Genomic DNA, 21379 nt, shown 5'->3' with positions numbered 1-21379 from the left:
ACAAAAAACCCGGGGACGGCTAACCGTCTCCGGGCTGTTGTTGCATTGGGATTAGGATCTGGATTCCGGCGGTGTTCCGCCGTTGCCCGAACCTGGATTCTCATTCGTCCCATCATTGTTATTTGGAATGTCGCCCGGTGTATCCGTGTTGATATCGCTAGGCGGGTCATTCGGCAAGTTGGATGGAACATCGTTCGGAATTTCTTCCGTTGGCAGGCTGGTATTATCCTTGCCCTGAATGCGTACACGCACGTCACCGACGTTGTCGATCACTGGGGCACCGCTTTCGGAAGAACCTTCACCATCTCCGCCCTCTTTCGGACCGTCTTCGGAAAGATAACCCTGCTCGATCAATTCCTTGATTTGATCAAGCTCCAGCGTTTCCTTCTCAAGCAGCGTGTTGGCGATGAGGTGAACCTCTTTCGAGTACTTGGTCAGCAGTTCTTTCGCCCGCTCGTAAGACTCGTTTGTCATGCGTTGCATTTCCTGGTCGATCTCGTAAGCGATCGAATCACTGTAGTTCTGCTCGTGACCGAGGTCGCGGCCCAGGAATACCTGACCTTGCGTGGACCCGAATTGAAGCGGTCCAAGCTTCTCGCTCATACCGTATTCCATAATCATGCTGCGGACGATACCCGTAGCCTGCTGGAAGTCACTGTATGCACCGGTTCCGATTTCACCGATAAACAGTTCCTCGGAAACCCGGCCGCCCAGGAGACCCGTTACTTTATCAAGCAGCTCCTGCTTGGTTACCAGCATCCGGTCTTCCTTCGGCATCATGATCACATATCCTCCGGCGCGTCCACGCGGAATGATCGTTACCTTGTGCACCATATCGGCATGCTCCAGGAAGTAGCCCACGATCGTGTGGCCTGCTTCGTGGTAGGCGACAATCCGTTTCTCCCGGTCACTGATCACGCGGCTGCGCTTCTCCGTACCGACGATAACACGGTCAATCGCTTCATCGACCTCTCTCATGGAGATGTCTTTACGATTACGGCGTGCGGCAAGCAGTGCCGCTTCGTTCATCAGGTTCTCCAGCTCGGCGCCGGTAAAACCTGTCGTACGTTTAGCTACAACATCCAGCTTGACGTCTTTGGTCAGCGGCTTGTTGCGTGCGTGAACCTTCAGTACTGCCTCGCGGCCTTTCACGTCCGGACGATCGACCGTAATTTGACGGTCAAAACGGCCTGGGCGCAGAAGCGCAGGGTCGAGGATGTCGGCACGGTTCGTTGCAGCCACGATGATGATGCCTTCGTTGCCGCCGAAACCGTCCATCTCTACGAGGAGCTGGTTCAGCGTCTGCTCGCGCTCATCATGCCCGCCGCCGAGTCCGGCACCGCGCTGACGACCTACGGCGTCAATCTCGTCAATGAAGATAATACATGGTGCGTTCTTCTTGGCATTCTCGAACAAGTCACGCACACGGGATGCACCGACACCGACGAACATTTCCACGAAGTCCGAACCGGAAATACTGAAGAACGGAACTCCGGCTTCACCCGCTACGGCACGGGCGAGAAGGGTCTTACCTGTACCTGGAGGGCCTACGAGGAGAACCCCTTTAGGAATACGGGCACCTACCGCGGCAAACTTCCGCGGATCCTTCAGGAATTCAACGACTTCGACAAGCTCCTGCTTCTCTTCGTCGGCTCCCGCAACATCCTCGAAGGTAACCCTTTTCTTCTCTTCATTATATAGACGGGCGCGGCTCTTGCCGAAGTTCATAACCTTGCCCCCGCCTCCCTGCGCTTGATTGAACAGGAAGAAGAAGAGAATAAACATAATAACCAAAGGAATCAGGGAGGAGAGCAGCGTCAGCCAGACGCTTTCGCCTTCCATTTTCTTCTGGGTGAATTTCATGCCGGTTTTGTCACTGGCAGCTACCAACTCATCGATTGCAGCATCTGTAGCCGGAGTGTAGGTCGAGAAATTCTCTGATTTAACGTCGGCCGGTTTATTCTTATATTTACCGGTTACCAGATAGGCGTAACCGTCGAATTGAACCGTAATTTCCGATACGTTACCAGCAGCGATTTGCTGGCGCAATTGATCGTATCTAGGGCTGTCAGCAGATTCACCGCTGTTGCTGACAAACTGGACTATGCCCACCACAACTAAAAAAAGAATCAAATAAAAACCAGAATTCCGGATGAACCGATTCATCCCCTACCTCCTCTCAAAACACTTTAATTATTTTACCATAGCCTGTCTAACCATCTCAAATAGAGGTGGTAAAGGCATGAGCGTGCTTAAGCTCATGGGCTTGAGTAGCGCAATTAGTGGGTATAGATTTCCGGTTTCAAGATCCCGATGTAGGGCAGGTTCCGGTAATGCTCAGCGTAATCCAGACCGTATCCGACAACAAACGCGTCAGGGAGTACGAATCCGGTATAATCCGCCTCGAGCTTCACAGTTCGGCGGGCAGGTTTGTCAAAGAGCGTAACCACGCACGTCGATTTGGCGTTGCGGCTCTTGAGCAGCTCAATCAGATGGCTCAGCGTGAGACCGCTGTCGATGATATCTTCGACAATCAGCACGTCACGTCCTTCAACCGGGACATCCAAATCCTTGATGATTTTGACAACGCCCGAAGACTTGGTCTGCGCCCCGTAACTGGATACGGCCATGAAATCGAGTTCCATAGGTACTGTCATATTTTTAACCAAATCCGCCATAAAAATAAACGCGCCTTTGAGTACACAAATCACAAGAGGGTTGCGACCCTCATATACCGAGCTCAGCTCGGCACCGAGTTCCTTAATTTTCTTCTGGATTTCTTCTTCGCTGATCAGAACTTCTTGAATATCGTTTTGCAACTGAGCGAACCTCCTACGTTATACTATGAAAGCCTAACAATGACCATTACAGTTACTCCGCATTCCCCGCATCCTCCAGGGAAAAGTGAAGCACCGTCGATGTATGCGCACCTACAGCGGCATGAATCGAACGCCTTACACCCGGGATCCATACGATGCTGCCTGAACCGTCAACAAGAACCGGTATGCGGGAGCGCATGGATGGAGGTATCTTCGCGTCAATGAAAATATCTTTTACCTTTTTGCTTCCGTTTAATCCCATGATTCTCATTGTGTCCCCAGGCTGTCTTGAACGGATCGTGAGCGGAAACTGCAGCTCATCGGCGTCAAAAACCGCTTGATGACCGTCTAACGCCATCTTGGACAATTGATTTACTTCAGGCGTATGCTCCGCCATTCTCAGGACTTTCCTTATTTCTTCCAACCACAACTCCGGGACGATTGCATCCAACCGATATGTATAGCCAATCATCTTCTCCGGCATCCCGTGCATAAACGTTATCCAATCGTATTCGCGTATGCAGACCAGGCCGCAGCCCAGGTCCAGGTGCCATGTTGTGCTGTCTTTCTGGTGAATCCCGTGCCGAATGGTTTCGATCTTGTGATAATCGGTGTTTTCGGAACCCGGCGACAGATAATTTAATATTAGTTTAATCAACCTCCGTTGTAAAGCGACATGTAAGGCCAAAAAGGAAGGCGCCCGAAAAGCGTGCCTTCCATGATTACACTGTACCAGTTCGCGGTATGCGTTCACCGCTGCCTGTTCCACGAAGTCGTCTTCCGGGCCGATAATGTCAGCCATCTGATTGATCGATTGAACAATCCGACTATTATATTGCCCTAAATAAGGCAGGACATCCAGACGGATTGCATTCCGTCTGTACTCGGTCTGGAAGTTGGTCTGGTCGACAGCGTAAGGATAACCATTCTGCTCACACATATCCACGAGGTCTGTTTTGTATATACGTAAGAAAGGGCGGATAAGTTCCACATTTTTTTCCCGTCTTTTGAACCGGATTCCCCGGAGCCCCCCCGGCCCGCTTCCGCGCAGCAAATGCATCAGCACCGTCTCCGCCTGATCGTCGGCGTGATGGGCCAAAGCGATAGTGTTGGCGCCGCACGCCTGCGCCGTTTCAAACAAAAATTCATAGCGCTTGAACCGGGCCGCCTCCTCCACCCCCTTGCCGCTCTCCTTCATATAAGAGGGTACGTCGACTCTGGCCATCTCAAACCGGATGCCTAATTCCGCGGCCAGCCGCCGGACCAGTTCGGCTTCCTCATCCGCTTCCGCCCGCAGCCCATGGTGAGCGTGGGCACAAATGAGGTTAAGGGGGACCGCCGTTTCGGAAATGTCCTTCAGAACATGCAAAAGAGCCACAGAGTCCGGACCTCCGGATACTGCGACTACGAGGGTGTCATGGGGAGACCATAAGCGGTGCTCTTCCGCCGTGCGGAGCACTTGCTCTTTAATTGTGCTGAACTTCTGCCTGCTCTCCATCCATGTTCTCCTTTTTTCTCGCATTCATGCCTATGTATCAATATCTTCTATTATACAGCTCACCGATCTGGTGTTGCTCATTTAAAAAATACAAAGTACACCGCAGCTCCCAGCATAATGACTGAGAAGGCAAACGTATTGATCAGCCACCTCGGCGTCTTGCCCGGGGCTCTGCCGGAAATGGCCGGTGCATAAATTTGCTGTTTCCACGCGGCCAGCGCCTCCCTGGACCCTGAAAACTCACCTTGGATTGCTTTGCGCAGCCATTGGGCATACGGCTTCAGCCTCGGGCTCCGGCCAATCAGATTGAGCAGCTCTGAACGGTTCCGCGTCTGCGGAAGCAGCTGGGCGCAGGCCGCCTTCAGTCCCTCTTCATTCAGAAGCTGGATTATCAGCACGGCAAAAGCGAACAAGTCGTAAGCTTCATCACTGCTGCGGCTGCCGGCATTCCAGTAACCCCGGTCATACCACTCCGTGAACTGCTTGACGCTGCGTCCAATTTTACTGACGCCGCCATAATCGATCAATTCCACCTGCCCATAATCCGATACCATGACATTGTCGGGCTTAAGGTCTCCGAATATGAACCCGAGCCGATGCAGGCCGGTCAGCTTTTCGAGCAGCCGCAGCCCTGTAATTCCAACCCATTCCTCGCCCCGCCGGCGGATAAAATGATGGATCGGATTCCCCTCAATATAACGCATCACGTAGAATGGCACTTCTTTACCCATCCCCGTAAAATCATCCACTTCCAGCAGAAACGGAGTTTTGAAGCTCCCCTTCAGTCCGTCCTGGCGCCTGCTCTGTGACTGCAATGAGGTCAGCACATTGATCTCCGACTGCAGATCCAGCGTGTCATACCCCATTTTCAGCGCGTACAAATTCCGGTATCCGGCCTTGTGAACGAGGTATACGATGCCATTGCCGCCCTGTCCAAGCACTCGCCGGATCACAAAGCGGTTATTATGCCATTTTCCCGTAATTACCGTTCCGGCCGGATATGCCGGTCTAGACGACGTAGTCACCGAGCATCCCTTCTCCTTCTCCGTCATTTCCCCGCCAGGTTTGTCCGTCTAGTGTACCATAACGGAAGAAATCAATCACCTTCAGAATCGCCGGTCCGGTTGGCGTGGCCCCTTTCATTTGGATTCGTTGGAACAAGTTGCGCACTCCGGCAAGATCCTGGATCCAGTCGGAGTCCATGACGGCGTCCTCTCCGCTGTTCCGTCCGGGAAAATGGAATACAGCCAGTTCACTTAGGCCTTCCCTGGCCTGCAGGCTGAGCATCAAATCCCGAATGGCGTCCTCGACCGCAGCCAGCTTCGGCTTCATACTGGCACTGGCATCAATCAACAGGGCAACTTGAAGCGGTGTCGTTTCGGTCAGCTCATCCACGACTTGAACCACCTGAGACCGCTGCTGAGGCGGAAGCTCCTCCAGGGATCCGTCCCCCAAAATCGTCTTTAACTCCTTATTAACCGCCTGCTGTATCGTCTGAACCACCGTTTTGCGTGTCATCATCTGCATCGTTTGAGCCAGCTGCCTGGTCCCCACGATGCGGCTCACCCCCCCGCCGGCCTTGGCAATTTCAGCAATTTCCAAGCTGCCAAGCTCCCCAATCGTTCCGTAATCGATCACACCGGCGACATTTACCGTAATTCCTTCCTGCAGCGCATGAGCCGCGGCCATGACCGGGCTTGCTCCGACATTGGAACAACCGTCCGTAATTAATAAAATTTGTTTCATGATGGCATCATTCCTCCCAAAAGTGTCTATCACCCTTTAGGTTCTAGTATTTCCACTTTTGAGAGATTCAAACGGCTGCCCGGCCTCTCCATCCCATTTCCCGGGCAATGGGACGGATAACAACTAGTTTTACATATTCACCTCCGATCATGATCCGGCAATGCGGTCAGCTGACCGTGCGCGGCCGCTCCATGCGGTCGACGCCCGGCACATGCAGGGTAGCCCACTCCGGCTGGTAATGCTCTACCTTTCCTACAACGACGGTCATGTCGTCATGAATTTGATTTTGCTGGTAACGAATCACTTTCTCGAGCAGGCAGTCGGCAATATGCTGCGGGTCGTTACTTTCAATCTCCTGCAGCATCCGCTTCATCCACAATTCCTTGTTCACGGCGTAACCCGGCGCATCATAGATGCCGTCCGTCATCATGATAACGATATCCCCTGCTTGCAGCTTCAAGGTGACCAGATCCACCTCAATATCCTGAATAATGCCGATCGGCAGGTTGCTGGCCGAGACGGGAATCACTTCATTGCCCCGTTTGATAAAGCTTGGGGCGGAGCCGATTTTCATAAACGTCGTTTCCGCTGTATATTGATCAATCAACGCCATATCCACTGTCGCATAAATCTCCTCCGGGGATCTCAGCATTAGAATGGAATTCACCGATTTGATCGCCAGTTTCTCATCCATGCCCGACTGCAGCAGCTGCTCCAAAATGTTCAGCGCGGTGCTGCTCTCCAGCCTCGCCCGCTCTCCGTTGCCCATTCCGTCGCTCAGCGCCACGGCGAAAGTGCCGTTGCCTAGCTCAACCGTACTAAAGCTGTCGCCTGACAGCAGATCTCCTCCTTTGGCGGCCCCGGCCACCCCCGTCGTAATTTCAAACGTTTTGGCCGACCCGAACATCACGGTCGCAAGCCCGTCTTTGGTGCTGCTGAACGTTTCATTCAGCACGGCCACATGCTCGTCCAATATATCGGAGAGCAGCGGCGCAATAATTTTACGGCATTCATCGTACCCCCTTGTATACGCATGCACAATTTCGATTTCCACATGTCCGGGATCCAGACTAATGATTTCGATCCCCTGGATCGACAGTCCCAGCTTCTCCAAAGCGTCCCGGATTTGCTCCTCCTGCCGGTACATCGCTTGTCCTTCCCGCTGAATTTCCTTAGCCAGGTCCTCCATCACCTGGGATACGCCCGATAATTGCTCGGCGACCAATTGACGGCTATCGTATATTTGCCGTTTCCACTGCATATCATGTTGGTAGAGATGATACTGCTGCTTCATGACATCCACAACGTCGCCGGTTTTGGCGCACATTCTCTTCCATTCCTCCGGAACGTCCTCAGCCGACATCTCCGGATTCTCCTCCACCGAAGTCATCACGTCGGTCATATATTTATAGGTTTGATAGAACTTCGCGTCCCAGCAATGGTTTTTCTTGAAACAGTTCGCACACGCCCCTTCCGTCACAGCATTCATAAAATGGTCCATATCTTCGTTCCGCTTGCTCACCTCCTCCGTGCCGGACACCTGGCCGAAGCTCTGGGACAGCTGACGGAACACCTGCGAGAATTGGGTCACCCGCTCGGCGGTCAAATCCCTTACCCGCTTGGCATACTCATGCTGCGATTTGCTGTGATCCGTCGTCCCCGGCACATACTTGGAGATCACCGCAATCATCGCTTTCGGGGTCAGCAGAAACAGTCCGATGGCGATACAGGTTTCCCAGGTGGACTGCATGACGTCGCCCGGACCGCTGAAATAGATGGACAAAATGGAAGAGCCCAGCAGCATGCCGATGGATACGGCCCCTTTCCGCCCTTCCCGCAGCATTCCGGCGAGCATCCCGGAAAAAGCGAGCAGGCTCATCTGATAAATGGCCGATATATCCGCCAAGCTCAGAATCAACCCGGTTACGACGCCGACCGAAGCCCCGAGCGGCGCCCCGCCGACCAGCGCAAACACCAGGATCAGGTACCTGGAGAGGACATGCTCCACGGACAAATTATATACGCTCCACCCCACCGCACCTGTCATGACGGAAGCAAGCAGGATAATCAAGCATAGAATTTCTTCGTTTTTCAGCTGGTAGTTCTTTTTCCTGTACGTAAACACCGGAATCGCCTGGATAAACACGAGCGTCAGCACAAAGCTGAGTACGGCATCGACCGCGGTCATCATCAGGGCATACCATGTAAACGGCGGACCGATCAGCACCATGAATATTTTGACGCAGAAGGCGGAGACGAACACCATCAGCGGCGCGTAGGATAACTCGGCGTGGTCAAAGGCGTTCAGCCCTTTATACATCAGGTGGAAGATGATGAGCTCAGCGGCGATAATCAGCGGTGCCGGAAACGGAGCAAACAGGGAGCCCAGGATTACGGCCATCCCCACCGGCAGGATGTAATCCCGGCGCATGAAGGCGATGACTGCAAAAAAGGCGACCGCAAACGGCGACAGCTCGTCCAGTATCATGGCTTTTCCGAGTAAGAAGCCCATAAAAGTCAGCAGCAGCATCCACTTCTTTGCTGCGAGGAACTGCATCGGCCGCTGCACGGCCGACATGTTCCGGATCCGTTCCGACCAGCTCATTCCGTCCACGACCGCTTCCCCCTTTGCCGATTTCATGACAGGCACGTCCATCACATTCCATTTTTCCATGATCTTGGCACCACCATTTCGTAGGATTTGTTGGTACCCATTATAGAACCGGTGAAACATGAAAGTTTGTCAGAACAGCGGACAAGCGACCAAGAAATTTCCGACAAAAAAGCCTGCGTTCCCGAATGATCGGAAATCAGGGTCGACTGGTTGTCCCCCAACACTTCCAGCCCGTTTCCAGCGGGTTCGATCCGGGGGAATCTCCCGAATAAAATCACCGCTTCGGCTAGCGATTGCGACAGAGATAGCTGGAATGGCGTTGGATGCTGTCGGTAATTTCTTGCAGAACGACAAAATTACCGAATGCCGCCCTTGATGGGAAGAAGACTGCAGAACAGCGCCTGGCCCGCAGCAAAAACAAAAAAACCGCAGAAGGCTTGATGCCCTCTACGGTTATCTGCTTCATACGGTTATCGTATGCTCTAATCTGTTAGTAAAAATTACATGCGTTTCGCGCCACGGCCTCCGCGCTTGGATTCCGTGTTCTTCTTGATCGACGATATGCGCTCCTCGCTGTCTTTTAGGAAACGAGACATTTTATCCTCGAATGAAGTCTTGTTGGCCGCAGGCTTAAACGGACGCCCGCCACGTTCACGATTGTAACCTCCACCACCGCCAAAACGGTCTCCGCCGCCTCCACCAGTACGTTCCGGTCTTGGTCCTCTTGGAGGCCGAGCTTCGGATGCCGGCTTATCAACAGCTTGTTTGATGGAAAGCCCGATCTTGCCGTCCTTATCGACATTGATCACCTTCACTGTCACAACATCATTGATCTTCAGGTGATCGTTAACATCCTTGACGTAATTATCGGCGATTTCCGAGATGTGAACGAGACCCGTGACACCTCCTGACAGATCCACAAATGCTCCAAAATGCGTTATGCCTGTCACCTTGCCTTCTAACTTGGTGCCCACTTCGATTGCCATAGAATAAAATGATCCTCCCTTAAAAATATACAACAAGATTTAATAAAACCTTGGCTGTGGTGATTTGATTATACATAAAGCGTAAACCCAGGTCAACTGAGTAATAACCCACTTCAGCGCCTATATTAAGGGCTGGTGGATTCCGCATGAATCGGGGTTTCCCCCGGCAAATACAGACCATAATTTTTCCTTGCCAACTGTCCGATATACTCCGGATCGTTCAGCCGTTTCACATCCCGCTCGAGCTGTGCCTTCGTCTGTGTGGTCTGTGCCTCCAACTTCAGCTTCTTCGACAGCTCGGAACTCTTGTCCGCAATTTGCGAATTCTGGTCAATAAAGGTATAACCTGCCCACCCCATAAACAGAATCATGAAAGTCAGCCATAAAAAAATCCGCCTCCGTGCGCCAGCATGATGACCGGCAGGCTGTTTGTCATTCTTTTGTGTAGTCTGCGGACGGGTTTGGGCTGGTGATGCAGCGTATTTTCCCATGAATGCCTCCTCTTTACAAATACGGAAATCGTTGCGTAACAGGCCGTTCCTAAGCCTTGTCTACTCCTTGGAGAACCATCGCTTCCACAGCTCTGCAGCTGCGGTGAGAAACTTCCTGAACCACTCGGGCATCTTCAGACGGGAGGTGATGGGGCGGAGCATCCATTGAAGCAGCTTCCAGAAAGGCGTGAGACAGCGCAGGATCACGTGGAGAAGAAACATCAGGAGGCTGCCGAGCATGACGGCAATCCACTTCAACAGTTTCAAGATCGCACGGATCGGAGCCCAGACGAGCGCTCGAAACAAACGCTTGACCACATCAATCACGTAACGTACTGTCCTTATTAACATTACCACAAAACGCTGGGTTGTAACACTCAAGATTAAAAAATATAACCATACCCCAATAAAGAGTCCCACAAATACATAAAACCGAAGCTGGCCGTAATTGCTGATATACAGCATCCGAAACACAAACAGGGCCGCAGCGCTCCAGTACAGCACGTCCAATACATGAAGGGTCCATTTCGGAAAGTGGAGCTGGCCCGACAGCACCCGGTAACTGTCATAGGCCACCCCCAACGCCGCTCCCGAGAACAGCATCCACAGCAGGGTAATCCATTGAATCTGTGGACTCATTTAAACAGCTTGCCGAGCATTCCTTTGTTTTTGCTGTGCGAACCGGGATCCAAATAAACCAGGGAATTCACGTGACCCTCGATCGAGAGCAGGCCTTCTTCCAGGTTTAAATTTTTAATATGTAAATTCTGGCCTTTGATGGTCAGGTGCCCTAGCTCGGTTTGGAGCAGAAACTCCTCGCTGTCAAAACTCTCCACATTGTTTACCCCCGTCAGGTGCAGCTGCTTGCGATTCAGCATATGCAATTCATGCTGCTTGTTTTTCGCTTGCTCGATCATGGCATGTACCCCTCCTTCTTAACAATAGCTTATGGAGCGGTTTCGGGGTTTAGAACCAGCCCTGCCGGGTGAAACGGAGGAACTTTAAGCATGATCTGAGCATCGTGCCAAGCTAAAAAGGCATCCCCCGATCGTGATCGGAAGATGCCTCTAATGTGCTGCTGTGTATATGCCTTCTGGAATGCCCGCTTACCAGTTCAAACCGTTATCTTTGGCGATCGGTTCTTCCTTGACCAAGGTGTACAGGCTGTTCGCCTCGTCCTTGCGGGTCGTTTCGGCAAGCCGCTCCACCTTCACGGTGACCAGCTTCTGGCCGAACTGGACGGTGATCTCATCGCCCACCTTGACCGTACTGCTGGGCTTGGCTTCCCTGCCGTTAATGAGGACCCTTCCCTGATCGGAGACGTCCTTCGCAACGGTACGCCGCTTAATTAACCTTGATACCTTAAGGAATTTGTCGACGCGCATCTTATTTTACGGCTTCTTTAAGCTTGTTGCCCGCTTTGAAAGCAGGAACGTTGGATTCCGGAATTTCGATGGTTTTGCCGGTTTGCGGGTTGCGGCCTGTACGACCGGAACGCTTGCGGGTTTCAAAAGTGCCGAAGCCGATCAGCTGAACTTTTTCACCGCTTGCCAGAGCTTCCTCAATTTCACCCAGGAAACCGTTCAGAACGGACTCCACGTCTTTTTTAGTCAAACCGCTTTTCGTGGAAATGTTGTTGATCAGATCTGTCTTGTTCATAAATTATAATCCTCCCAATATACAAAGAAATAAGTATTGGCGCGGTAGAGGAGCTTAGCCCCCAAAACATACCGCTTTTGGCGCGTTCTGTATGGTATTCTTGCTGTGCTGCCCGAATTCCTGCCTCAATCCGCCAATTTTTTATAATTTCCGAGGAAATCCCTGCAAAAAGAAGCTTCTGGGCGTCGTCTAACGGAAATTTTGCGCGAAATCGGAACCATGAAACACGGAAGTCATTCATTCCTGTTCGCTAAAAGGGCTTCACTCCACAGGCATTGAAGGCACCCCCCGTCCCTCCAGGGACTGGAGATTTCATATCATACCTCATTTTTGGCCTGTTGCCAAATCGTCTCCATCTCATCCAGGCTGGTTTCCTGCAGCGTTTTGCCTTCTGCGTGCAGCACATCCTCGATGTAACGGAACCGGTTGACGAACTTGCGGTTCGTTCTCGACAGCGCTTCTTCCGGATCGGCATCCAGGAACCGGGCCGCGTTCGCCGCCGCGAACAGAAGGTCACCCAGCTCACCCACCTGCTCGCCGACGCCCTGTCCCTCCGCCACGGCCTGCCGCAGCTCTCCGAGCTCCTCCTCGATCTTGTCGAATACACCCTCGATGGAATCCCAGTCGAACCCGACCTTGGATGCCTTCTTCTGAAGCTTATAAGCCTTCATTAGCGCAGGCAGGTCTCTTGGAATCCCGTCCAGGGCGGACGCCTTCTCGGGCTCGATGCCTTTACGGCGTTTCTCCTCAGCCTTCATGGCATCCCAGTTCTGTAAGGCGGCTTCCGCATCCTTGGCCTTGTTCTCGCCGAACACATGCGGATGGCGGAAAATCAGCTTGTCATTCAACCCTTGAATGACGTCGAACACGCTGAAAGTGCCTTCCTCTTCCTCCATTTGCGAATGCAGCATGATCTGCAGCAGCAAATCTCCAAGCTCCTCCTGCATATGCTCAGGGTCATCGTCATCGATGGTCTCCAGCACCTCGTAGGTTTCCTCGATGAGATTTTTCCGGATCGACGCATGCGTCTGTTCCCGGTCCCAAGGGCAGCCCTCCGGACTGCGGAGGATGCCGACGATCTCATGAAGCCGGGCGAAGGTCCGCTGGCGCAGGCTCTCGTCGTCGCTTCTTGGGACGTATACGAGCGAGAGGTTACCGTAACCAAGGACACGGTCAAGCTCAAACAGCGGAACCTGAAGCACCTGCTCCTCCCCTTCGACACCAAGCGCATGTCCGACAATGACCTGGTAATCGTCAGGATAGAGCTCCATGAGGCACAGCTTTACCTCAGAAGCGGTAAACTCGTCGTATACCTGCCCGATCACGGTGTGCAGCTGAGGCTGCAGCATGCTGCTGCGAATGCCGGTGGAATCGAGAAGCTGAAAGCCTTCGATCGGATCAAAACCGAGTCGGATAAAGGCTTCGTCGAGAAAGGACTCCCCGCCCAGGATTTCAAGGGAGATCCCCTTCTGCGGGCAGTGCTCCCTCAGCAGCTGGACGGTGGACTCCGCCACCATCGGATGCCCGGGCACCGCATAGACGATCACGCTGTGTTCATCGCCGGCTGAAGCCAGCTCCAGCAGCCGGTCTGCGATGGAGGCGTACACCTCCGGAAACGAATCATGCGCTTCGTAGATGTGGTCAAACGAACTGACTTCGAGCTTCAGCTCCTCCAGCATCGACATGACCGGATGCTCTTTCGTTCTGACGTAGATTTGTGATGCCTGCTGCAACGTTCTCACAATACCCATTGTCAGCCGGTCCGGGTTGCCCGAACCGAGACCGACAACCTTCAGTACTGCGCTCATATGTCATTCCTCCGCTCTATTTCCCATTCTTCCGGGAATGGGGCATAAATATACTATATCACGGTTTCTTTTTTAAAAGAAAACCAGAAGCGCAAACGGGTCCTCATATGGCCCGGCCCTTTACTGAAGCCTGTTCGGCGGATCCGTTGATCCACCGCCTTCTATCATTCTCCCTCTATGACGACCAAAATAGAAGATTCCTCAGTCCCATGCGGATATTACCGCAGCAGCCGAACCCGCTTCAGTAAGGCGGTCAGAGGACGGCCGATCTTCGGCAGCATGACAAGCTCCTCTTCGGTAAGGAGCTTGGCCAGCACGGCGCCGGCGAGGAACACGGCGCCTCCGGCCGCGGCACCGGCAACACTTGCCGCGGCGGCCACGAGGCGGGCGGGCAGCCCGAGCGCGGACAGCACCGCGTCCGCCGCGAGCGCCACAGCGCCCGCCACCACGGCCATGCCGGCCAGCATCAGCGCCGGCTTGGCCAAGGCGGCACCGGCGCGAATGCGCAGGCCGGTGCTGCGGGCCAGCAGCGCGATGTTGAGCGCTGCCGCCAGGAAGTGCGCGGCCACGCCGGCGATGGCCGCGCCGGTAATGCCCAGCTGTGGAACCAGCAGCAGGTTCAGCAGCGTCTTCGCCGCTGCCGCGGCCAGCAGATGCACGGCCGGCGCGCGCACGATGCCGACGCCCTGCAGGAGCGCGGCTGAAATGATGCTTAGCGCGCTGCCGACGGCGGTGAAGGCGATCCAGCGCATGACGCCGCTGCCCGCCGTGTCCTGGTACAGCGCGATATTCAGGGGATCAGCCAGAATGGCAATCCCCACCGATGCGGCGAGTCCCAGCAGCCAGAACCAGCGCAGGGTCAGCCGGGTACGCTCGCTCACCAGCTCGCGGTCTCCTCTCGCCTTTGCGTCCGCCAAAGCGGGGATGAACAGCACTGACAGCGACGTGGCCAGCATCGTCACCAGCTGGACGATGGGGATGCCGCGGTTATAGATGCCGAACTGGATCATCGCCCCCGCCTCGCCGGCGCCTCCGGCTTTGAGCAGCCGCGGTACGGTAAAGCTGTCTACCATGCCGATTAAAGGCACGGCCAGTGAACCCAGACAGACGGGAATCGCGTACAACAGGATCCGCTTCAGCAGGCTCCAGCTTCTCTCCCACCCGGCTTGACGCGGCTGACCCGTCCGAACGGTAGACTCCTTGTGCGTCGACACGGCAGCGCCTTCTGCGCCGGCAGAGCCACGCTGAGCCCGCCGGAACCTGCGCCAATAGCCGAGCATAACGATGAGACCCGCGGCACCACCAGCGGCCGACCCCAACAGCGCCCCTGCTGCGATGGTCTCCGGCTTCGCCCCGATCCCCGTCAGGTAAATCAGCAGCCCGATCATGACGGCGACCCGCGCACACTGCTCCGTGATCTGCGAAACGGCGGTGGGCATCATGTTTTGGTATCCCTGAAAAAAGCCTCGCATCCCGGTCATCACCGGCACGAACAGCAGCGCTAAGGACGCCGTCCGCACCGCCGGCACGACGCTGGAATTGTCGATCCAGGTCCCAATAAGCGGAGCGCAGGCGTACACGGCGGCCCCCAGGACGATGCCGAGCAGCGCCAGCAGCACAGAGGACAGCCTCATCACCCGGAGTCCTTCCCCCGTCCCCCCGACGGCTTCGTCCTCTGCGACGAATTTCGAGATCGCGGCGGGCAGGCCCGCGAGCGCGATCGTCATCATTAATGAATAGAGCGGATATACCGTGTTATAGATGCCGAACACCGCATCCCCGCCCATGTTTTGCAGCGGAATTTTCTGCAGCGTGCCGATCAGTTTCGACAGCACCATAGCCATGCTTAAAATCAAAGCCCCCTGCAGCATCTTCGATGCCGCACCTGTCTGTTTCATCCTCTTCCCTACTTTTTGCCCGGATTCAACCTCGGTCATTTGGCGTTGCTTCCGTTTTTTCGATACGAATACACCTATTATACCTGAGGAGAGCGGACACAAAAAACTCCCGCCTTCATTCCCGGGTCATCCGTGAATAAGAAGGGGGAGCTTCGGGTGCTCGAGGAAGAGCCGTACCGGGCTGCCGGATTACTGCTCCATTTGCTTGCCAAGAAAAGCAGCGGCTGTCTCGGACATTTTGACTTCCAGCTGCGACATCTTGGTCGCTTCGTCCTTGCTCAGCAGGATCACTGAACCAATTGGATCTCCGCCGGAAATGATCGGCGCGACCACAAAGGAGGACAGGTTCTCCTGATGGTCCTTGCTGATTTCGTAGCTGCCTTGGTTTGTTTCCAGCAGCGTCTTGCGGCTGTCCATGCAGTTCTCGATCAGGGATCCGATCGGTTTCTCCAAGTATTCCTTCTTGGAACCGCCTGCAACGGCGATGAAGGTATCGCGGTCAGAAATGATCGTGATGTGTCCGGTACCTTCATACAGCGATTCCGCATATTCCTTGGCGAAGTCGCCCAGCTCGCCGATCGGGGAATACTTCTTCAGAATGACTTCACCATCACGGTCTACAAAAATTTCAAGCGGATCTCCTTCACGGATACGCAATGTACGTCTGATTTCTTTTGGGATGACCACTCTGCCCAGGTCATCGATACGGCGGACTATTCCAGTAGCTTTCATTAACATGTTGCCCCGCTTTCTAGAGAAGATTTTTCAACTACTGTTCTTATGGGAAGAGGTGAGTCCCAGGAATATAAGTTGTGATATCTGCCCATAGTATTCATCCATTCCCAATTCCTTATACATGATGTTGGAACTATTAGTTGCGGTTGTTCTGCACATTTTATCCAGCTCATTGATGCAAAAAAGACGCGGATCTGGCCCGCGCCTTCCTTCATGCACACGATTCAATGCGAAATATGGATTACTTGCCCGATCCCTCGCCGGGCTCGGTTACCTTTTCTTCAAAAGTAGTTGTACCTTTATCGGTGGTTTTGGCATCTCCGCTGCTGCTGCCTGTCGCACCTGTTCCGCTTCCGGATGTACCGGAAGTAGTGCCTTCCGTGCCGCTGCCGGACGATCCCGTTCCGGTTGTTCCCGTGCCGCTCTTGGACGTATCCGCCGTTTTCGGCAGATCAATCTTCTTGATGATCTTCGTCAGATCATTCTGCATAAACTGATCGATTTTCGATGCGCCCAGATTGCTTCGGATCATTTCTTTCTGATCGTTCGTCAGCTTGTCATAAGGCGTGTCCTTGCGGGAGTCGACCTTGATAATGCTGTATCCGAGATTGGATTCGACGGGAGCACTGATTTTGTTCAGCGGAAGGGTCAGCACCTGCTCCTTGAACTCCTGCACGCTCCACTGTCCAACGGTAAAGTCTTTGTAGACGCCGCCATTGTCCTTGGAGGAGGAATCATCCGAGTACTTTTTGGCCAGCTCGGCAAAATCTCCCCCTTTGTCCAGCTGCGATTTGACGTCTTTGGCAATCTTCAGCGCATCTTCCTTGGTGCGCTCCTTGTTATTCGAATCGGTCAGCCCGATCAAAATATGATGCACCGTGGCCACCATGAAATCCTGCTTGTTGGCCTCATACTGCTTCTTGATGTCGTCTTCGGTCACTTTGGCGTTCATGTCCTCCATAACCGTCATAACCTGCACCAAATATTGCTTGAGCTCGTCCTCTTTGAGCTTCTGGTCGCCCAGCAGCTGCTTGAACTGGTCATCGCCCACCTGTTTCTTCATTTGGTCGATTTGCTGGCCTGCCTTTTTCTCGCCTTCCTTCTTGGCGTCGTCCGTAGCCTTGCCGCTCAAATATTTAAAAGCAATTTTTTGCTTCACCAAATAATCCTGGAAATCGGCCATGTCCATAAATTGGGCATACTCCGGAGACATAAACGTCATGATTTTTTTCTGCATCTCAAATTCATTCTCCGTAATCTCTCCGCCTTCGTAGGTTGCCACCGTTTTACTGGCATCCTTCTCTTTATCGGAGCCGCCTTTCTCGCAGGCTGCCAGCACGGAAAGGGTCAGTACACACACCAAGGTCAGCAGAATTCCTCTCCATGCTTTTTTCTTATTGAACAACATCCTGAAGTTCCTCCTTCGATTTGAACAGCTCACGGATCGCTTCCAAGAATTGTTCCAGCAGATCGAGCAGCTGCTTGTCATCAAGCCCCTTGCCTTTGATTCGGATCGTCATTTGAGCATCCTGCTCAAATTGTACACGTCTCTCGAAGCGATTGCCAACTTGTGCAAGCTTCGCGGTGCTGACGGCCTTTTCCTGCCCCTCGTAAAATTTGAGGATCAGATCATCCCCACGGCGGTTGATGGAGTCGATGCCGTACATCTTGCCGTATACCTTCAGCCTGGCGACGGTCAGCAGGTTCGTTACCGCCTCAGGCAGTTCCCCAAAGCGGTCCAGCAGCTCATCCTCCAGCTCCTTCCCGTCATCGAACGAAGAAACTGCCGCCACTTTCTTATAAATTTCAATCTTTTGAATGCTGTCATAAATGTACTCGGACGGCAAATACGCATCGATGCCGATATCGAGCGCAGTGTTCCATGTCTTCTCCGGTTCGACTTTTTCTCCGAGAACGGACACCTTCCGCTTCTGGATTTCCTCGGCAAGCATTTGCGAGTACAGGTCGAAGCCGACGGAGGCAATGAACCCGTGCTGTTCCGCACCGAGCAGGTTCCCCGCTCCGCGGATCGCCAGGTCGCGCATCGCGATTTTGAAGCCGGAGCCGAGCTCCGTAAACTCCTTGATCGACTGTAGGCGTTTCTCCGCCACCTCGGTCAGCACCTTATCCCGCTGGTACGTAAAGTACGCGTACGCAATCCGGTTGGAGCGTCCGACACGGCCGCGCAGCTGATAGAGCTGGGACAGGCCCATTTTGTCAGCATCATGCACGATAAGCGTATTCACGTTCGGAATATCGACGCCTGTCTCGATAATGCTCGTGCTGACAAGGACGTCGTATTCCCCGTCCAGAAAGTCGAGAATCGTCTTCTCCAGCTCCGTCTCCGACATTTGCCCGTGGCCCACTCCAACCTTGGCCTCCGGCACCAGCGCCGAAATTTGGGCGGCCATTTCATGAATGCCTTGAACGCGGTTGTACAGATAATACACCTGACCGCCGCGGGCCAGCTCCCGTTCGATGGCCTCCCGGACCAGCGTCTGGCTGTATTCCACGACATACGTCTGCACAGGGAAACGGTTTTCCGGCGGCGTCTCGATGACGGACAGATCCCGGACTCCCAGCATGGACATATGCAGCGTCCGCGGAATCGGCGTCGCCGTCAGGGTCAGCACGTCGACATTCGTCTTCAGACGCTTCAGCTTCTCCTTATGCGTCACACCGAACCGCTGCTCCTCGTCCACAATCAGGAGGCCCAGATCCTTGAACACCAGATCCTGGGACAACAAGCGGTGCGTGCCGATCACGACGTCGACCGTCCCCTGACGAATCCCCTTGATCGTTTCGTTCTGCTCCTTCCGCGAACGGAACCGGCTCAGCACCTGGATGTTCATCGGATATCCCGAGAACCGCTCCCGGAACGTCTCATAATGCTGCTGCGCCAGAATCGTCGTCGGCACAAGAACGGCCACCTGCTTGCCCTCCATGGCAGCCTTGAACGCGGCGCGGATCGCCACTTCGGTCTTGCCGTAGCCTACGTCTCCGCACAGCAGCCGGTCCATCGGACGGTTCCGCTCCATATCCTTCTTGATCTCTTCGATCGCCCGCAGCTGATCGCGTGTCTCATCGTAAGGGAACATTTCTTCGAATTCCTGCTGCTCGGTCGTATCCTTCTCAAAGCCGTATCCCGGCGTCGATTGCCGCTCGGCGTACAGCTTGATCAAATCGTCGGCGATGTCCTGTACCGAAGAGCGGACTTTATTTTTAACGCGTGTCCACTCGTTGCCGCCCAGCTTGTAGATCTTCGGCTCCTTTTCCTCTGAACCGACGTATTTTTGAATGAGATCGATCTGTTCGATCGGTACAGACAGCTTGTCGCCGCCGGCATACAGGATATGCATATAGTCCTTGTGGATGCCGTTGATTTCCAGCGTGCCGATACCCATATATTTACCGATGCCGTGGTTTTGATGGACGACATAATCGCCGACCTTCAGCTCGGTATAGCTCTTGATGCGCTCGGCGTTATCAATGTTTTTGCCCAGCTTGCGGATCTTCCGCTGCTTCTGGGAGAACATTTCGCCCTCAGTAATCACCGCCAGATGAATGGACGGCATCTCAAAGCCCGTCTGCAAATTACCCTGCAGCATGATCGGCTCCTCGATGTTATAATCCTGCAGCACCCGCCGCATCCGGTCGAGCCGTTCGTCGCTGCTGGCAAGCATCATCACCTGAACCCCGGACTTATGCCAGCGGTCCATTTCCGCTTTCAGCACGTTCATCTGCCCATGGAAATCCTGCATCCCCCGGCTGATAAAGTTCAGAATATTCTGAGGCTGGGTATGCGGAACCTGACGCAGGAAAATCGACATGAATATCGTCTGGAATGGACGCTGGTACAGTATCTCGTCGCCGTCAACGGACAAATGCAGCTGCGGCAGCGTCTTTCCGTTCTGCAGCAGATGCAAGTTCCACTCGGATTCGTCACGCTCCAGCTGTTTGGCCGTTTCAAGAAGGCGCGCCGGCTCGTCGAGAATGAGGACGGTGTCCTTGTGTAAATAGTCGTACAGCGTCTTGTGCTCCGGATAGAGCAGAGAGATATATTTATAGATTTCCGGAAAATAGACATGCTCGCGCAGCAGCTCCATCTCCCGTTTCATTTCTTCCGTTAGACGCAGCTTCGCCTGCCGGTCGGTCATCTTGCCAAGCTGCTCTTCCAGTAGTTGAGCGGTGGCTGCAGCTGCCTGCTCCAGCCTCTGGTGATCGGCGATGATCTCCTTGCAGGGCGTAATAGTGACTTCCTTAACTTTATCGATTGACCGCTGATCGGACGGGTCAAACGTGCGAATCGAATCGATTTCGTCGTCAAACAGCTCGACGCGGTAGGCCAATAGGGAGGTCATCGGGTAAAAGTCGATAATTCCTCCGCGTACGCTCATTTCGCCCTTGCCTTCGACCCGTTCTACCCGTTCGTATCCCATTTCGATCATTTGGGCCAGGAAAGCTTGGGCGTCCAGTGTGCCGCCATCCTGAATCACAATTTGGGCTTTGGCCATCACTTCCGGGGCAGGCAGAAACCGGCGCACACCCGAAAACGGTGCCACCACAATGCCCGAAAACCCCTGCGCGCACTTCATCAGCACATCAATACGCTGCGCAAGGGTCTCTGGACTGGATACCGCGGATTCGGCTGCCACCAGCTCATTGGCCGGATACAGCAGCACACGGTCCGGTGAAAGCGCTTCCTGTAAATCCTCCGCGATTTTCTGTGCGGAAAACATGTTGTGAGTGACGACGAGCATCGGGCGTTTGATTTCTTCAAACAGTGCCGACAGCATAACCTGACGCGCGGACCCCGATAACCCGGAAACGAGCTGTTCCTTCATACCGGCCGATAACCCGGCGGTAATCGACTTCAAATCCGGATCTTTAGAGAAAGCTTCTATAAGTGCATGTAACAAAGGGGGCACCTCTCTTATGCTTACTTGTTATCTTTTGGATGGTAGATTGAATTTTACCATAAAATACCTGACTGCGGTGATTTTTCGCTGTGCTTCATTAAAATATATCTACCGGCAGCGGACATCCCCTGGTCTTAGGAGACTGGACAAAAGGAATACCCAAAAGAAGCCTCAGCAGCACTGCCAAGGCCCTTCCATTCACGGTA

General features: G+C 53.8%; 17 protein-coding genes. All 17 read right to left on the bottom strand.

Features of this window, described 5'->3' with window-relative positions; genetic code table 11:
* Positions 1 to 51: 51 nt before the first annotated feature.
* Entirely contained in the window at positions 52 to 2166 is a 2115-nt protein-coding gene (gene ftsH, locus IAE55_RS31985) for an ATP-dependent zinc metalloprotease FtsH (protein ID WP_145165234.1), read from the bottom strand.
* Between the two features lie 113 nt (positions 2167 to 2279).
* Positions 2280 to 2819 carry a hypoxanthine phosphoribosyltransferase gene (gene hpt, locus IAE55_RS31980; protein WP_076176679.1) on the bottom strand — a complete coding sequence of 180 codons (540 nt, stop codon included), beginning with the start codon at positions 2817 to 2819 and terminating at the stop codon, positions 2280 to 2282.
* A gap of 52 nt (positions 2820 to 2871) precedes the next feature.
* Positions 2872 to 4317 carry a tRNA lysidine(34) synthetase TilS gene (gene tilS / locus IAE55_RS31975; RefSeq protein WP_105442426.1) on the bottom strand — a complete coding sequence of 482 codons (1446 nt, stop codon included), beginning with the start codon at positions 4315 to 4317 and terminating at the stop codon, positions 2872 to 2874.
* 77 nt (positions 4318 to 4394) lie between these two features.
* Positions 4395 to 5342, bottom strand: a complete 948-nt coding sequence (locus tag IAE55_RS31970; RefSeq protein WP_145165232.1) for a serine/threonine protein kinase — start codon at positions 5340 to 5342, stop codon at positions 4395 to 4397.
* Entirely contained in the window at positions 5326 to 6063 is a 738-nt protein-coding gene (locus IAE55_RS31965) for a vWA domain-containing protein (protein ID WP_145165230.1), read from the bottom strand. Before IAE55_RS31965 ends, IAE55_RS31970 begins: the two co-directional genes overlap by 17 nt.
* A gap of 166 nt (positions 6064 to 6229) precedes the next feature.
* On the bottom strand, positions 6230 to 8641 hold the full coding sequence (gene spoIIE, locus IAE55_RS31960) for a stage II sporulation protein E (RefSeq protein WP_438822561.1): 2412 nt from the start codon (positions 8639 to 8641) through the stop codon (positions 6230 to 6232).
* Positions 8642 to 9177: 536 nt separating this feature from the next.
* Positions 9178 to 9663 (bottom strand): S1 domain-containing RNA-binding protein, encoded by a 486-nt coding sequence (locus tag IAE55_RS31955; RefSeq protein WP_116234462.1) that lies wholly within the window; start codon positions 9661 to 9663, stop codon positions 9178 to 9180.
* Between the two features lie 125 nt (positions 9664 to 9788).
* Positions 9789 to 10154, bottom strand: a complete 366-nt coding sequence (locus IAE55_RS31950) for an FtsB family cell division protein (protein ID WP_116234463.1) — start codon at positions 10152 to 10154, stop codon at positions 9789 to 9791.
* A gap of 60 nt (positions 10155 to 10214) precedes the next feature.
* Positions 10215 to 10793, bottom strand: a complete 579-nt coding sequence (yabQ, locus tag IAE55_RS31945) for a spore cortex biosynthesis protein YabQ (RefSeq protein ID WP_145029942.1) — start codon at positions 10791 to 10793, stop codon at positions 10215 to 10217.
* Complete coding sequence (gene yabP / locus IAE55_RS31940; protein ID WP_089549461.1) at positions 10790 to 11071, bottom strand: sporulation protein YabP; 282 nt, start codon at positions 11069 to 11071, stop codon at positions 10790 to 10792. The genes yabQ and yabP overlap by 4 nt, the downstream gene beginning before the upstream one ends.
* A 189-nt stretch (positions 11072 to 11260) precedes the next feature.
* Positions 11261 to 11539: an RNA-binding S4 domain-containing protein gene (locus tag IAE55_RS31935; protein WP_076176670.1), complete on the bottom strand. Its 279-nt coding sequence runs from the start codon at positions 11537 to 11539 to the stop codon at positions 11261 to 11263.
* A 1-nt stretch (position 11540) separates the two neighbouring features.
* On the bottom strand, positions 11541 to 11813 hold the full coding sequence (locus tag IAE55_RS31930) for an HU family DNA-binding protein (RefSeq protein WP_076176669.1): 273 nt from the start codon (positions 11811 to 11813) through the stop codon (positions 11541 to 11543).
* A gap of 317 nt (positions 11814 to 12130) precedes the next feature.
* Positions 12131 to 13621, bottom strand: coding sequence for a nucleoside triphosphate pyrophosphohydrolase (gene mazG, locus IAE55_RS31925; protein WP_200634853.1), 1491 nt, complete (start codon positions 13619 to 13621; stop codon positions 12131 to 12133).
* Positions 13622 to 13839: 218 nt separating this feature from the next.
* Positions 13840 to 15519, bottom strand: coding sequence for a putative polysaccharide biosynthesis protein (locus IAE55_RS31920; RefSeq protein ID WP_200634858.1), 1680 nt, complete (start codon positions 15517 to 15519; stop codon positions 13840 to 13842).
* A 189-nt stretch (positions 15520 to 15708) separates the two neighbouring features.
* Complete coding sequence (spoVT, locus tag IAE55_RS31915; protein WP_105442451.1) at positions 15709 to 16251, bottom strand: stage V sporulation protein T; 543 nt, start codon at positions 16249 to 16251, stop codon at positions 15709 to 15711.
* A 244-nt stretch (positions 16252 to 16495) separates the two neighbouring features.
* The gene (locus IAE55_RS31910; RefSeq protein ID WP_200634852.1) at positions 16496 to 17662 is read right to left on the bottom strand and encodes a peptidylprolyl isomerase; all 1167 of its coding nucleotides are present in this window, start codon (positions 17660 to 17662) and stop codon (positions 16496 to 16498) included.
* Complete coding sequence (gene mfd / locus IAE55_RS31905; RefSeq protein ID WP_105442432.1) at positions 17649 to 21173, bottom strand: transcription-repair coupling factor; 3525 nt, start codon at positions 21171 to 21173, stop codon at positions 17649 to 17651. The genes IAE55_RS31910 and mfd overlap by 14 nt, the downstream gene beginning before the upstream one ends.
* Positions 21174 to 21379 lie beyond the last annotated feature (206 nt).

Origin of the sequence: Paenibacillus sp. S28 (assembly GCF_016624415.1) — a bacterium.
Lineage (GTDB): Bacteria > Bacillota > Bacilli > Paenibacillales > Paenibacillaceae > Paenibacillus_AQ > Paenibacillus_AQ favisporus.
The sequence above is the reverse complement of the archived record's forward strand: the minus strand, read 5'-3'. Positions and strand labels throughout refer to the sequence as shown.